General features: G+C 56.2%; 10 protein-coding genes. 1 reads left to right on the top strand and 9 read right to left on the bottom strand.

The window, feature by feature from the left end:
* Positions 1-127: 127 nt before the first annotated feature.
* Complete coding sequence (gene tpx, locus NZ740_01665; protein MCS6770716.1) at positions 128-634, bottom strand: thiol peroxidase; 507 nt, start codon at positions 632-634, stop codon at positions 128-130.
* Between the two features lie 78 nt (positions 635-712).
* Positions 713-1,192 carry a peptide-methionine (R)-S-oxide reductase MsrB gene (gene msrB / locus NZ740_01660; protein MCS6770715.1) on the bottom strand — a complete coding sequence of 160 codons (480 nt, stop codon included), beginning with the start codon at positions 1,190-1,192 and terminating at the stop codon, positions 713-715.
* 153 nt (positions 1,193-1,345) lie between these two features.
* On the opposite strand from msrB, the gene NZ740_01655 reads away from it, so the two are divergent.
* The gene (locus tag NZ740_01655) at positions 1,346-3,625 is read left to right on the top strand and encodes a glycogen debranching protein (GenBank protein MCS6770714.1); all 2,280 of its coding nucleotides are present in this window, start codon (positions 1,346-1,348) and stop codon (positions 3,623-3,625) included.
* Between the two features lie 51 nt (positions 3,626-3,676).
* On the opposite strand, the gene NZ740_01650 is transcribed toward NZ740_01655, so the two are convergent.
* The 7 genes from NZ740_01650 to NZ740_01620 all read right to left on the bottom strand — a co-directional run bounded on the left by NZ740_01650 (position 3,677) and on the right by NZ740_01620 (position 14,461).
* Positions 3,677-8,683, bottom strand: a complete 5,007-nt coding sequence (locus tag NZ740_01650) for a hypothetical protein (GenBank protein MCS6770713.1) — start codon at positions 8,681-8,683, stop codon at positions 3,677-3,679.
* 506 nt (positions 8,684-9,189) lie between these two features.
* Positions 9,190-9,525, bottom strand: a complete 336-nt coding sequence (locus tag NZ740_01645) for a hypothetical protein (protein ID MCS6770712.1) — start codon at positions 9,523-9,525, stop codon at positions 9,190-9,192.
* Between the two features lie 174 nt (positions 9,526-9,699).
* A complete protein-coding gene (locus NZ740_01640) occupies positions 9,700-9,906 on the bottom strand; it encodes a hypothetical protein (protein ID MCS6770711.1) in 207 nt (68 codons plus the stop codon).
* 66 nt (positions 9,907-9,972) lie between these two features.
* Positions 9,973-10,140 (bottom strand): hypothetical protein, encoded by a 168-nt coding sequence (locus tag NZ740_01635; GenBank protein ID MCS6770710.1) that lies wholly within the window; start codon positions 10,138-10,140, stop codon positions 9,973-9,975.
* A gap of 815 nt (positions 10,141-10,955) precedes the next feature.
* Positions 10,956-11,387, bottom strand: coding sequence for a hypothetical protein (locus NZ740_01630; GenBank protein MCS6770709.1), 432 nt, complete (start codon positions 11,385-11,387; stop codon positions 10,956-10,958).
* A gap of 231 nt (positions 11,388-11,618) precedes the next feature.
* Positions 11,619-12,578, bottom strand: a complete 960-nt coding sequence (locus NZ740_01625) for a magnesium transporter CorA family protein (protein MCS6770708.1) — start codon at positions 12,576-12,578, stop codon at positions 11,619-11,621.
* Positions 12,579-13,408: 830 nt separating this feature from the next.
* Complete coding sequence (locus tag NZ740_01620) at positions 13,409-14,461, bottom strand: sigma-70 family RNA polymerase sigma factor (GenBank protein ID MCS6770707.1); 1,053 nt, start codon at positions 14,459-14,461, stop codon at positions 13,409-13,411.
* Positions 14,462-14,466 lie beyond the last annotated feature (5 nt).

Genomic DNA, 14,466 nt, shown 5'->3' with positions numbered 1-14,466 from the left:
CGTCCAGCCATGCGCCGAGGCGTCAGGCCAACGCTAGCGGCGGACCGCCCGCTACTCATCGACGATACAACCCACCCTGCTAATAAGCCCGAGCCGAGGGGTCCGCCGGCGAAAAGCAACCAATAGATCAGGTCTTGTCCAGCGCGGCGAGGACCTGCGCGTAGTCGGGCTCTTGGACGATTTCGGGAACCTGCTGCGCATGCACGACGATGTTGTCCTTGTTGAGGACCAGCACCGCTCGGCTCATCAGCCCCGCCAACGGCCCATCGACGATGGCCACGCCAAAGACTTTTCCAAAATCGGGCGAGCGCATCGTGGAGAGGTTGACCACGCGGTCCAATTTCTCCGAGTCGCAAAACCGCTTTTGCGCGAAAGGGAGGTCCGCCGAAATATTGATGACCACAGTATCCGGGCGAGCGGCGGCTTCCGCGTTGAACCGCCGGGCCGAGGCCTGACATACACCGGTGTCGAGGCTGGGCACGATGTTCAGGACCTTTTTTTTGCCCGCGAAGTTCGCGAGCGTCACATCGCTTAGATCGCTGCCGGTAAGTTTGAAATCCGGGCAGACTGTTCCGACCGCGGGCAGCGTTCCCGCCGTGTGAATGGGATTGCCTTTGAATGTGATCGTCGCCATGAGGCTCCTCTAATGCTAGGCCGCCACTATACGGAATCGCTATTTCTCTTCAACATCAACTTGGGAAAACGGAGCGCCTCATTCTTCAGGCCGCTTTTGGTTCGTTCGGAACGGCTCGAACACAAGGGCGGCGCTGTTGATGCAATATCGCAGCCCCGTGGGAGGCGGGCCGTCATCAAACACATGGCCGAGGTGGCCCCCGCATCGCGCGCAGTGCACCTCGGTGCGAATCATCCCATAGCTCCGATCCAACGAGGTTCCGATGTTGTTCGGGTGAACGGGTTCGTAAAAGCTCGGCCAACCGGTGCCGGATTCAAATTTTGTGGCGACGACAAAGAGGTCGGTCCCGCAGCCGGCACACTTGAAAATGCCTGCCTCCTTGGGTTTTTCGCAATACTGGCCCGTAAAAGGGCGCTCAGTTCCGTGCTGGCGAAGCACGTAAAATTGGGCTGGCGTGAGGCGCCGTTTCCATTCCTCGTCGGAAAGTAGCAGCCGCTCGACTTCGACCATCCGCCCTTCGGCTGCTGAATACACGAGAATTCGATTGGTACTCGTCATGGAATCACCCTCGCGGGCCGGCGCCCGGTCTGCCGCAAACAGCGCAGTAAAAGCCAACGTGCAAAACAGATGAGCGGGCGCAGCCATTCTTGGGTACGATACCACGACCGCTGCGAATTGCGAATTCAACACAGGATCATCTAGAGTCGTGCCGTGAATCCTGCTCGCGACGCGTTTTTTGAGGAAATGGCGATCCGAATCCAATCCGGCGGCCGGGCGCAATTTTTTTACGGCGACAACGTGGAGGGCTACTGGGAGGGATTCACCCACTCCTATGCGAAGGGTACCGGATATCTGCTAAGCCGGCAGGTCGTCTTTCGGGATTTTATGACCTGGTGCGGATCCCGCATGAACGACCGCGAGCGCGCGGAGGAGGCGGCAATCTATCCCTACGGCGTGCGCCACACGTTTGCGCTGCAGACATGGGAGGAAGGAATGCTGTTGGGCCGCCAACAGGCCATCGCTCTGCGCGTGGTCAGTCGCCGGGCGCAGCCGCTGGCAGTCGCGCCGCTGCTCGAGGCCGAAGGTCTGGCAACAGTCGAGCCGGCGGGCGACACATGGGTCCTTCGAGTGCCGGGTGCGCACTATCACGTCGGCGTTAGCGCCAGCCATCCCTTCAGCTATGCCGGCCAGGCTCGAGAGACCGGCCGGAACGCGCCGATCTTCCGCTCGCGGGACCCCCTGCGCGAATTCACCCTTTATCTGGCCTTCGGCAAATCCGTCCAAGAGGCGGCTGCCAAGGCGGCCCGATTGCGCGATCAACAGGGCGTCGAGCACCACAAAAAGCGGATCTTCGATCTGCTAACCCGGAGCGATCTGCAAAACGACCACTCGGAGTACACCAAGGCTGTCCGATGGGCAAAACTCAGCAGCCTGTTCCTCGTGACGGAGGAATACGGCAAGGGCATCTGGGCGGGTCTGCCGTGGTTCAAGGACAACTGGGGCCGCGACACCTTCATCGCACTGCCCGGAACCCTGCTGGTCACCGGCCAATTCAGTGACGCCCGCGAAGTCATCGAGGTGTTTGCCGGCCGCCAGGACAGGGACCCGAAATCCCCGGTCTACGGCCGCGTTCCCAACCGCGTCTCCGGCGAAGGGGAGGTCATCTACAACACGGCCGACGGCACGCCGTGGCTCATTCGCGAAATCGGCGAGTATGTGCAATACACCGGCGATGCGAACTTCGAAGCGACCCTATTTCCAATAATCGAATGCGCAATCGACGGCACATTCAAAAAATTCGGGGACCGCTATGGGTTTGTCACCCATGACGACGCCGACACGTGGATGGATGCCCGAATTAATGGTCAGGCCCCATGGAGCGCGCGCGGCAACCGGGCGAACGACATTCAGGCCCTCTGGCACGCCGCGCTCGGCGTTGGCATCGCCGCGGCGCGCCGGATCGGGCGGCGAACCGCCATCCCCCGATGGCGCGCGCGTGCGGAAAAACTGGCCTCGAATTTCCACCCCGCCTTCTGGGATCCGCGAAAAAAAGCGCTCGCCGATCGCCTACGGCCAGACGGCACCAGGGACCTCAAACCGCGGCCCAACCAGTTGATGTTGCTATCCATCCCTTTCGATGACGGCCTCCTTCCGCCGGACATCGAGGCGAGGGTGCTGAAAAACGCGTTTGAAGAACTATGTTTTCCATATGGCATTTGCTCGCTGAGCCCGCGGCACTCGTATTTCCACCCCTACCACCATCGCGACGACCTCTGGCACTTTGACGCCGCCTACCACAACGGCACGATCTGGGGCTGGAATGCAGGGTTCACGATCACGGCCCTCTGCCGACACCGGCAGATCGAATGCGCCTGGGCGCTTGCGCGGAATCTGGCCGACCAGATCCTGAACCTCGGATGCCGAGGCGGAATGAGCGAACTGCTCGACGCACTTCCGGACTCAAAAGGAAATATCACGCCATCGGGCACCTGGCAGCAGGCGTGGAGCACCGCGGAGTTCGCGAGAACCGCCTACCAAGACTTTGCGGGCTTTCGTCCGCGCCTTATGGAGAACCGCCTGATCCTCCGCCCGCACATCCCTGAAGAATGGCGACGCCTTCGCGCGGTCCTCCCCTTCGCAACCGACAGCTCCTTGGACATGCTGTTCCTTCGGGAAGCGGGAAAAGACATCCTGATGCTCCAACTGCGGCACGCGGGTCAGCCTCTCGAGATCGACGTGCAACACGACACCCAGAGCTGGCGCCACCGGGCAGCCTTCCAAATACGGGACGGAGAATCGGTCACGCTGGTCTTTGAGGGACCTTGTGGAACCATCGGATCAAAGGGGCGACCGATTCGAGATATTCGCGCTGTACCCCTCAAAGTGCCGCGCCCCCTTCGATTTGCGACGCCCCCCGTGAACCGACGATTCCCTACACTACTCCGTGCCCATTATCTGCAGCGCATCATCGAATCCGGCCGCTTCAAATAATCGAATTTCGCCGTCGGATGCGAACGCGTGCGGCATCGATCCACGTGTCCTTCATTCGACCGTCACACGATAGAGGCGGTGCCTTGTGGCGGGCGGGCCGAAAGTGCTGTTGGTGCCCTCGTCGTCCGTAAATGTGCGGGTTCCAGCCGCATTGGTTTCATACCACGCGCCGAAGCCGATGTTCGTGTTCGCAAACGGCAGCCATGTGACGCCGTTGGTATAGTTCGCATCGGTGTAGAAGATTCGATAAAGGCGACCCGACACGGTCGGAACCGTGATGAGCCGGCTTGGGCCGCCCGCGCCCGCGACGGTCTGCACACGGAAGTAATCGTTGCTATTGGCGGGACTGGTGCCCGATATCCATTCGGCGAAATTCGGCATGCCATCGCCGTCGACGTCTCCGCCAGGCGCGTTGGTCAGCGTGGCGAAATACGTCCACTCCCAATCGTCCGGCATGCCATCGGCGTCTATATCTTTGGGCACCACGATCGTCGTGGTGTTGGTGACTACGCTGTTCGTTTGGCCTTTTTGATCGTCGGCGACAAAGACAATCAGATTTGTCGATCCGGCCACGCTCGGCGGCAGTGCTGTCCACGAGAACACGCCTCCGCTGAAGGTTGAACCCGCCGGGCCGCTGACGAAATTCGTGATAACTGGATCGCCATCCGCGTCCGTGACGCTCACCGGGAAACTCGTGCTCGCGCCAACGGCCAGGATGTGCGGGCCGGGCAGAGAAATGACCGGCGGTTGATTCGGCGCGGAGAGCTCGACAAGCTTCAGGTATTGCACAATCGCGCCGTCGTTGGTGATCGGCTGGCCCACGTCCACGCGGAGCTCGACGTAGATCCCGTTGGTATACAGATCCAGTCCCGTGCGCGGCCAGCCGTTGGTGAAGAGCGCGTTCGGATTGCTAGAGGCCAGATTGCGCACGGTATAGAGCTTGTTCGTCGAAAGCCCGAGCTGATTCCAGACGGGTTGCAAGTTGAAGCTGTTCGCCGCGACGGTATGCCCGCCTCCGTGCTCCATGAAGCGGGTAAAGGCGAGCACGACATCGGACGTGGCGGGCCCGGCGCCGGCTGTTTCCCATTTGGCGACCGCAAAAATGCGCGGATCTTCCGGCCCGCTCATCGTCGCGAGCACGCGATGGTTGCGGCTACGCAGCGCAGGGCTGTTGAGCCGCGCATAGTTGATGCGGCCGTATAGCGTATCCATGCCGGCGGTGAACGGCGGCGGATTGGTCCAAATTTGCAGTTGGTTCCAACGCTTGAAGTGGGGGACCCATTTGCCGAAGTTCAACTCGTGATCTGCAAATCCGTCGAGCGGATTGTTGGGATTCGAAGGATCGAACAGGCCGATGCCGCGCTCCTGCCCATAGAAGATCATCGGCAGCCCCGCCATCGATGAAATCGCCGCATAGCGCGAGAGCGTGATCCAGCCGTCATTGTCCGGCATCACCTCGTCGTGCGAGGTCACGTTGAGGAGGATCGCGCCGCCGTCGTACGAGAGATTGCGGATATAGAACGCATACGACAGCGCGGAGGAATCGTTGATCTTCGATTGCGTGAACTGGAAGACGAGGTTTTCATTCAAAATGTCGAAATGGCGGTTGGAGCGATACCCCGGTTTGCCGCCGTCCAACGTTTCTGCCATGAAGACGAAGTTCCATTTCTTCGAGCGCGTGCGGTTGATGATGTACTCCCAGGCTTGCGGCGGAAGGCCCTGTCCGAAGTCGCAGCGGAGGGCGTCGATGCCCTTGTCGTCTTGCGCAAGATTCCAGGTGTTGGAACCGGGATGGCCGGTCTTGAGGAGCCAGTACTCGGGGTAATACGCAAAATAGCGCCACAAATCTTTGATGTCGGCGGTCATTCCCGCGAAGTCGTAAATGTCATCTTCGTTGAGGTAATCGCCGTTCCGCTCTGGATTGTTGCGCACGAGGGCGGAGTATTTTCCGAAATATAATTCCGCCACGTCGTTCCATTTGCCGAAATCGCCGCGGTCCGGCGCAGTAGCGAAGTCGTTCAGATACGCGCTGGTGTAGAACGTGGCGGGCAGCCCGTAGTCCGTGATCCGCGCGTACCACTGCGGGCGAAGATGTCCGATGCGATTGGTCGGCGTCGGCGAGAAGCCGAGATCCACACCGCCCTGGCCCATGACAGCGTCCCACGAGGTGTGGTTGAAGACACCATCGAGCATGATGTGAATCGAGCCGACGGAACCGGTGTACGCGTCGCATTGCGCGACAAAGTTGGTGAATTCCGCGAAGGCGCTAGCCTCCGTATTGGCGGAACCCATGACCGGCATGACGGCCCAATAATCTTTTGTCGCATACGGGCTGCCGGGCGAGTACGGCACGCCGGTATTCGGATCATTTTCCGCGCGTTCAAAGCCGTTCGGATGGATCGGCTGGAACCACAGGCAATTCACTTGCAGGAAATTGAGGTATTCGAGATTGAACGGATCGAACGCGTCGTCGTCGCCGCCCACATTATTTGTGCTCAATAGATCGCGGAAAGTGCTGCGGCCGGCGAACGTCGGAGCCGTGGCTTCGGTCGTCAGCGTGTTGAGTTCATACAGCGTCATGTCGAGCGCCTTCTTCGGCGAGACGACGATGGCGTGGTCGCGGCGTCCGCCGCCGGTATACCAGAAATAGTTCGTGTTGCCGGCAATCTGGTAGCGCGCAGTGAGCCGATAGGCGCCGGTGCGGGACACTTTGCCGGTCCAGATGTATTCCCCGGCATTCGTCGACGGCGCCATGGTCCACGCGCGGAAATAGGCGCCCGTGTCCGCGATCGTGATCAAGTTTCCGTTCGGGGGATGGATGCCGTCCGGATAGCCGTCGCCGGAAATCCACTGGTTGGTGTAATCGATGTCCACCAGATCGCGGCGGTCGAGATTGCTGAAGACTTCGACATTGGTCGCCGCGACTCCGGGTGTGTATCGGACGATGATTTCGTGTTGGTCACCTGCGATTTCATCGACGAAGAATTTCGTGGTCGTGTAATCCGCGTTGCGTCCATTCACAGTCAGCACCTGCGCGCCAACGGTCCCGAGCATGAAACTGAAGGTGTTGTTGTTGGTGCCGGCAGTGCCGTAATCCGCGAAGCGCTCGATGCTGTTCGTGTTCTTGTAGGCACCGATGCGGTATTTGATTTGCGTGAATTGCGGCAAATTGCTCGCAACACCGACCCACCACATCGCATCGCCGCCTGGATAGCTGTCCCATTCCATGTGACTGAAACTCATCGGGATCACCGTGGCGTTTGTCGATGTCCCATATGAGCCGTGTGGATTCGACCCGTCTGTGGTCAGATAAACGTGGGCAAAATCGACGAAACGGTTTGACCCGGTTCCTTCGGCGTAGCCGATCTTGACCCAAAACTGTACGTTCGACCCGCCAAGGACCACACGATTGTTGTTGTGCCAAAGAAAGGCCGCGGCCTGGCCCGTCGCCGCATCGTATCGGAATTTGAAGGTGTTGGTGCGCGCTTGCGCATCGGTCGCGTAGCGTGTGCTGAAAATGTTGTTGGTGGTGCCGAGAAAGGTGGTGTCGCGATCTGTGTAGGTGATGCGGAGGAAATACTCGATTTCATTGGTCGGCCCAAACGTGTTGGCCGGAATCACGCCACGCCAGTACTTGTTGTTGCCGACCTCGCCGGATTCCGAGTTAAAGACCATGTTGTTTGTGAACCATGCCGTATCGCCAACTCGGCGATAAATAACCTGTCCGCCCGATTGATCGCTCGCCTGCGGTCCGCCCTGGAACTGCGTTCCGTTATAGATGAACACGCCGAGATTGGTTGCCGGGTCGTTGAGCGGGTTGCGCATTGTGACCCCCGGCGGTTCGCTGTTCGACGGGATGTGCCAGCTATTGCCGAGATTGGCCGCAAATCCGCCGTAGGTGAATCGGAACGGCGCGGCTTGCGCATCGGCTTCGTTGAGGAAACGAACGTTGCCGACGCCATTGTTCGTCGTGCCGATCCATGTCGTGTTGTGATCGGTCGCGGTTGCGCGGAAGTAGTATTCCACTTCGTTGGTCGCTGCGTAAGTGTTGCCGGTGATCACGGCCACCCAATATTTATTGTTGCCCTCGGTAGAATCGAAGGTGCCGATATTGGTTGTCCATGTGCCGACGCCGGCGAGGCGATGAATCAGCCGCATGCTCGACATATCCGAGGTATTCCCGCCGGCGCCCGCGAATTGATTGCCGATGTAGAAGAACACATTCACATTCGGCGGCACCCCGTTTGTTCTTGGATTTCGCATGAACGCGCCTGTTGGCTCGGCATTTGAGGGGAAATGCCAGACGTTCATGGTGCCCGCGCGATACCCAAAATTCGTCGCGCCGGACTTGCGCCCGCGCAAGGTGCAAAGGTCGAAATTGCCGGTGATCACATTCGACGGCATCGTGGATGTGAGCACGTAATAATTCACGCGCGTGCCGTCCGCCTGTTGGGGAATCGTGGCCGCGTAATTTGTCCCGCTGCCCGTCGCAGGAACGAGGAAGCTCGGGGTGAAGACCATGTTCGTGGCAAAACGGACCCAGACCGACTCCTGCGCGCTGGGTGAGGATGAAAGCTGGATCGAGATGGACACCGAACCGGTTGACGCCGATTTCGAATTGTCGAAGACGTTGCTGATCGAAACCGGGTTGGCTGCCGTCTCCATCACCACAAACGGCCGATCCCACCAGGTCGGTTCGCCGCCGAGCCGGAAGGTGTAGAAAAAGCCGTTCGACTGATTCGCATAGGAAAGATTCGCGTTCGCACCGCCGTTATGTTTTGCCAGGCCCGGCGCCTCATTTTTCACCGCATTCGAGCCGCCGGCCGCAAGACCCCACGCGAAGGTCCAATCGCCGAAGCGATCAAATTTGAATTCTGCTGAAGCGTCGTTGGTGTAGGCCGGAATTGTCGCGGTAAAAATATTCCCGAACGCTGAATCGAGAAACATTGGGCTATTGGTTGTCCACCCATTGATTTCGCCTCGTACGAACTCGCCCTGCGCAGTATGCGTCGCGATCGCCAATCCGAGAATGATCCACCAGCGCACAAATAAATTCATGAATGCCCCCTGCAAATGATCGGATTATCTAATACCTATTTGATCCTCTGCTGCGAAGCAAAAACGGCAAAAATCGGTCCTTGCGGGTCTCTTGGTAATGTGCCGGGCCATCCACGGCGTGACCGCTCCTTAGCCCTCATTACTTCCTTGGAGACGGCCGCAGACAGATATACTCGTTGGCCTGCTTCGAAGCATTCGTCATAACTCGCTGCATAGACACAGTGTTGCGCGCGAACTTGCGCCGAGAGGAGCCCTGCGCACATTTCCGTAGCGCGTTTCTAACGGGGGTGTGAGGGCGACCGTGCGTTTCACGTCGCCGCGGCCTATGTCGCCAAATCGGGACACGCTTACACGAGGCGTCGATCGCCTACGAATTGTCAACTCAGCCAAGCGCCGGCCAAAATTTTCGGATCCGCAGGCTCTCGATCGGATACGCGGACTGCTCGCGCGAATATCGATCCAGCGAGTGATCGCGCTGACCGCGGCGGCCGGGTGCGGCGCGTGTTTCAGCGGAGTGTCCTGCCGATCATTTCGCGCTCGATTCTCGTTATAATTTCGCCGCGGATCGCGATCATCGCGTCGCAAAAACGATCGAGTTCCTCTTTGGTTTCGCTCTCGGTGGGCTCGATCATCATCGTACCGGGAACTGGCCACGATACGATTGGCGTATGGCCCCCCTGTAATTTCCGATAGAGCTGCTCCAACGTGTCGAAGATTCTTGCATTATCTTCTGCTTGATCCACAGGGGCGAATGGATTCAGCGCTGCGAATTCCGTCCGCGTAATCGGGGGCATTTCCGCGGCGGATTTCAATTTCATCGTGCACGTAACAATCGGAATCATCGCGCGTTCAAGCCCTACATCTTCTTTTCCAGCGACTTGATGTAGGCGCTTCATCGCGTTTTCGGACCGATGCGAATTGAAGACGGGATGCCGAATAAACGGCGACGATCGAATCAGATTTTATTGGAATGCAAGGTCTTGTGAAATCTCGACCCTTTTGATATCGATCATAAGTCAATTAAAGTCTTCTGCGGGCGCATCCACCACATCCTTCACGTCATCGAGCGAAATCATCTCATCGAATGCGACGCGTATACCCTCTTCCGATCTGCTGAACTGAAATTGATTTTTCTCTTTGCGGACGCCCGATAAATTCGGTCCGGATCGACGCCCTGCGGAACGGATAAAGAGGGTGCTAAAGAAATACGGTTTCGCATTCACAAATCCTAAATTTTGCCGCGAAGTTTAGGATTCGTGTCTTGTGATTTCTGTCTGAGGCTATTGATTTCAGCCCATCGGGTCCGTTTCGACCATCGCGCCAAACGCGCTGCGATCGAGTTCCGCTGTTCGGAATTCGCCGACCAGCAGCTCAATGACCAACGATACCGCGCGGCCTCGCAAGACATCCAGAGTCATGGGAAACACCGTATCCGCAACAAAAAATCGGCGGCCCATTTCTTCCCCTGACTTACGCTGATGAATGCGATGCAGCTTCGCCATTGCTTTTGCTCGGCCGTACATTCATCGAGCAATAAAGCATTATCGACCTTCATGCCGGTTATGTCGCATATTTTCATTTGAAAATTCAGCCGCGCTACTAGGCGCCATAGCGCGATTTCGGACTGGTGCGGCGTTAGATGTAACCAACTCGGATTTGACAGCACGCAGCGCAGGATGACCGGCAGAGTGACCGTGCCGTAGTATCCGAGTCGCATGTAGGAGGGATATAAAATGTTTTTGGGCGGCGCTGATAAAGCCGCGCAATTTATGTTGCTTCCGACTCACCCGAGTTTGGGCGAATGGGCTATTTGCATCGAATCGATTCTGGAATTGATTCCTAAATGAATTGATCGATGAAGAGACCACGACGGCCCTTAGCATCTCATCGATGTCTTGTAGTCGCGGCCCGATATTGCGCCGCGCATATAATCGAGACGAGATACGTACTTGTCGATAGACTGCGTCTCAATCCCAGATTTATTGTCAATAAAGTGACGGCGTTAGATCCGATCCTTTCGCCTCATTGATGGCTTATTTGCTTTATGCAAGGCCAACGGAGCCCACCAATCTAATTATAGTGCCGGAATCATTGGCGGTCTCCGTGTTTTCTGTAGCCCAGGCCGGTGGTATTCGAATTTGTTTGGATGCAATTTCCAATCGATGACGGATCTGACGGCAATAGACACTAGATTTTGAATTAGATTCCCAACATCATCGAAACGAAAAAAAGCATAGAATTCTATAGCTGAATACTCGACATCGAGTCACCGCTACTCGATAAAACCGGCGCTTTTACCGTTGACGCGGACCTCGTATCGCCCCGGCGGAGGATTCGGGATTTCAACACTCCCTTCGAAGTTTACGAGGACTTGGATGCAAACAACGTTGGGATCCACCAGGCTATAGACATCGACATCGATTTTCTGTGCCTCATTTGGCGGATTAACGACAGCGCGCCATGAATGGCAAGGCGTCGGCAGTGCGCCTTTGATTAGGACGTTATATTTGGGCGGATATGTCTTGAGCATCAACAGATCGGCGGAGTTGATATAAACAGGTCCTTTGGTGAGCTCTTCATCACCCGGCCTGGGTAGATAATCCCGTTCGTCAGCCGAATCATCGCTGTCCTCGCACCCTGATACCGCGAAGAGCACCGCTATACCCATCAGCATAGCAATTGTTCTAAGAATTATAGTTTTCATGATAACTGCCCGGTACAAATATCAGGAGTATTCCACAATAATATACGTATATTGGGAAAGCGCATTATCAACTTATCACAATACGTCACACTCAATCCAAGCACCTGAGCGGTTGAAGGCGGAACATTTGCCGGCCTGCCGACGGCCCGTCCGAGCTACGTGGCAACTAGATCCATCATACACTCAAGCGTCCAACCTGTATCATCCTGGCGATAGGATCCGACCTCTGCGTTACGACTTGAATCGGCGTTTATTCATATTTCCCCAGCGATCGATCGCCCTCACCAACCATAGCCACGTTAGAAGGCCGAGAACGATCATCGCAAGCATGAAGACAGAATACGAAATGCGCCAGTCGATGCCCTCCGTCATCATTGTAAATTCGGACATACCGCCGATGCTCGCGATAAGATTCAGCGGGAGAAATACTACATTAATTATCGTTAAATTTTTAAGAAGAACGTTCATATTGTTATTAATAATAGTCCCGCGAGCATCCATGAGCCCAGACAATACAGAGCTGTATATACGAGCCTGTTTGGCGGCCTGCTGATTTTCAATCATCACATTCTCAAGCTTCTCAATTTCATTCGAATTGAATCCCAGCCTCTCCGCCATCGCGCGCATTTTATGAAGAATCGTGTCGTTGCTCTCTAAAGCGTTGAGATAATAAACAAGGCTTTCACCGATGGCAAACATCTGTAGAAGATATCGATTCTCCATCGAATGCATCAGTTTGCTTTCCAGGTCATTCGCCATCATCTTAATCGTCTTCAAATGCCCATGATAATGGTGGATCGTGCTTAGCATCACATGGAGGCAGAAATCGAGCGGGCTTGACATCCGCCTGAATTCTTTCCCCATGAGAGAAAGCTCTGATTTTGGGGTCACTACCACCGCTTTGTCCTTCTTAAGGATCAATCCGATAGAGGACACCTCGAACTGGATGACCCCGGCCAGCGACACATTGTCGGGTCTTTTCCAGATAATGAAAGTGCGTTCCGGTGAATAATCGATTCGAGGTACTTCATCTGGATCAAATATTGCATCGACCTCTTCGGGTTCTAAATTCCATTCAGCTACGAGTTCGGTGCGCTCTATCTCGGATGGGTTGTTGTAGTGAATAATCACGGCCTGTTCGATGGCGGCCGCCTCCAGATTCCCGTTTGAGATGATGTAGGATGATTTCATTGTCTTGATCCCCTATAAGAATTATCAACAGAATATTGTGACTAAACATCTTGTTAATGATGTGTTGTCATGATGGTTCAAACGTCTCTGTAAGGCGTTTCATACGCATGTGGCATAAGTAATACTTCTGGAACGCTGCCACAAGACAGATGCGCTGAAAATACATCATGGCTAGGCCGCTAGAATCCTCCTCTCCAGCCCATTTTGAGCGAAGAAGGCGTAGATCCTTTTTTCATCAGGGAAAGTCTTTTATGTGTATCAGATTCGATTTGCGCGTGTTTTAAAAAACAGAGGTCGATCCCCGCGCGAGCGGGGAGACATTGTATTAATCACGATGACACATTGCTCAAAGGGTCGAGCTTCGCGCGAGGGACGCTGGATTTGTCCGCGGCCACTGGTGTCCCAAAACAGCTGACGTAAAGGTCATAGACAGAGGGTTCCCCCGGGATATGGCGGCATGATATCGATTTGGTGAGTCACCCTCTGCCAGATCGGTGTTACCGTCATGCTCTTCAGGGTCAGTTGGATCGACATCAACCAGCCATTCTGGTTGAATCACACACGACAAAAAAAATAAGGGATCTCCTGGTCATAACCTTTTTTGAATATCATTGGGTTTAACTCGCGAACCGATTTGTAGGTTACAAGAGTAGCATCAAGAGGTAGTGATCCGATTGAAACTTTTCGCACTCTGTCCCAAATTTGACTCCAACAGGCTATAAACTTTAGCTGAGGGCTTACTTGTCGAAGATTTCTCCGCGTGCTTTCCGCGAGTTCTCCGAGAATTTTTGACGGGCGCTCCTGATGAATTGCACCCGATGGGCTGGGAATCACGAGCCTTCTTTCAGCAGTGCTCGCAATTTTTTGAGGGCGGCGTCTTGGATCTGTTTGATCCGGGCGCGCGTCAGGTTCAACAGGCGCCCGGTCTCCTCCAAGGTGCGACCTTCGATGAACCGAAGCTTCATAATATAGCGCGCGCGCTCGGGCAGCTTCTCCATCGCTTTCCAAACCTCCGAAACCTCCGCGCCCTGCGAGGCTTCAGGAGCCAAGGGGTCCTCTACGACTTCATACAGACTTCCCCCGTCCTCCGTCATCAGCGCGTCGAGGGAAACCGGCTGATTCGGCATCCGCTCCCACTGGGACACGTACATCCGAACCTTAGCGACTCGCTCGACCGGCAGGTCCGCGATCTTCGCAACCACCTCGTCCGACGGCATCTCCCCATAGTCCCGTTTCCACGTGTCGATGATGTTTTTCACCAACTGCATCTCCCGGCTGGGCCGGATGCCAAAACTGCCCGACCGAACGTGGTCCCGGAAAAAATTGCGAAGCCGGTTCTGGATCGCCTTCTGGGAGTACGAATAAAACGGGGTCCCGCGCGTGTAGTCGAATTTGCGCACCGCGTTGGCTAGCGCCTTGGAGCCCTCCTGCAGAAAGTCAGAAACCCACACCGACCCGATCCAGAAATACGGCTTGATGCAGTTGACGATGAGCCGTCGGTTCGCAATGAACAGCTCCTCCTCCGCCGCTTCAATCCGCGAGATCAGACGTCGCGCCTCCACGAGGGCCGCTCGGGCGGCTGCGGCCGTCTTATACCGTTTTCGGCTCAACGCGCGGATCCTCGAACAGCACCAGTGGATTTCGACAAACAACTGTTGCGTCTGCTCAGCCCCAAGTAGCTCCACGGTGCCGCGCTCCACGAGAAAGCGGCCGACCGCCTGCATCGATTTGTCGGGATCAACGTAGGTTCGCGGCTGCCGCACACACGGGGGCACGAATTTCGGATCCCTGAATTCCGGCTGCTCGATGACCGGAAAAGGAAGGTTGTCAGCTAGCGCGCGAAGTTCGGCGACGAGGCTCGCAAGTTGTTCAGAACTGCCCACGACCG

Source organism: Kiritimatiellia bacterium (genome assembly GCA_025054615.1).
Taxonomy (GTDB): Bacteria; Verrucomicrobiota; Kiritimatiellia; order CAIVKH01; family CAIVKH01; genus JANWZO01.
This window is presented reverse-complemented; position numbering and strand designations above follow the sequence as displayed.

Excerpts from the sequence above, each read along its gene's own strand:
- tpx (MCS6770716.1), bottom strand. The coding sequence starts at position 634 with ATGGCGACGATCACATTCAAAGGCAATCCCATTCACACGGCGGGAACG.
- msrB (MCS6770715.1), bottom strand. The coding sequence starts at position 1,192 with ATGACGAGTACCAATCGAATTCTCGTGTATTCAGCAGCCGAAGGGCGG.
- NZ740_01650 (MCS6770713.1), bottom strand. The coding sequence starts at position 8,683 with ATGAATTTATTTGTGCGCTGGTGGATCATTCTCGGATTGGCGATCGCG.
- NZ740_01645 (MCS6770712.1), bottom strand. The coding sequence starts at position 9,525 with ATGATTCCGATTGTTACGTGCACGATGAAATTGAAATCCGCCGCGGAA.
- NZ740_01635 (MCS6770710.1), bottom strand. The coding sequence starts at position 10,140 with ATGGGCCGCCGATTTTTTGTTGCGGATACGGTGTTTCCCATGACTCTG.
- NZ740_01630 (MCS6770709.1), bottom strand. The coding sequence starts at position 11,387 with ATGAAAACTATAATTCTTAGAACAATTGCTATGCTGATGGGTATAGCG.
- NZ740_01625 (MCS6770708.1), bottom strand. The coding sequence starts at position 12,578 with ATGAAATCATCCTACATCATCTCAAACGGGAATCTGGAGGCGGCCGCC.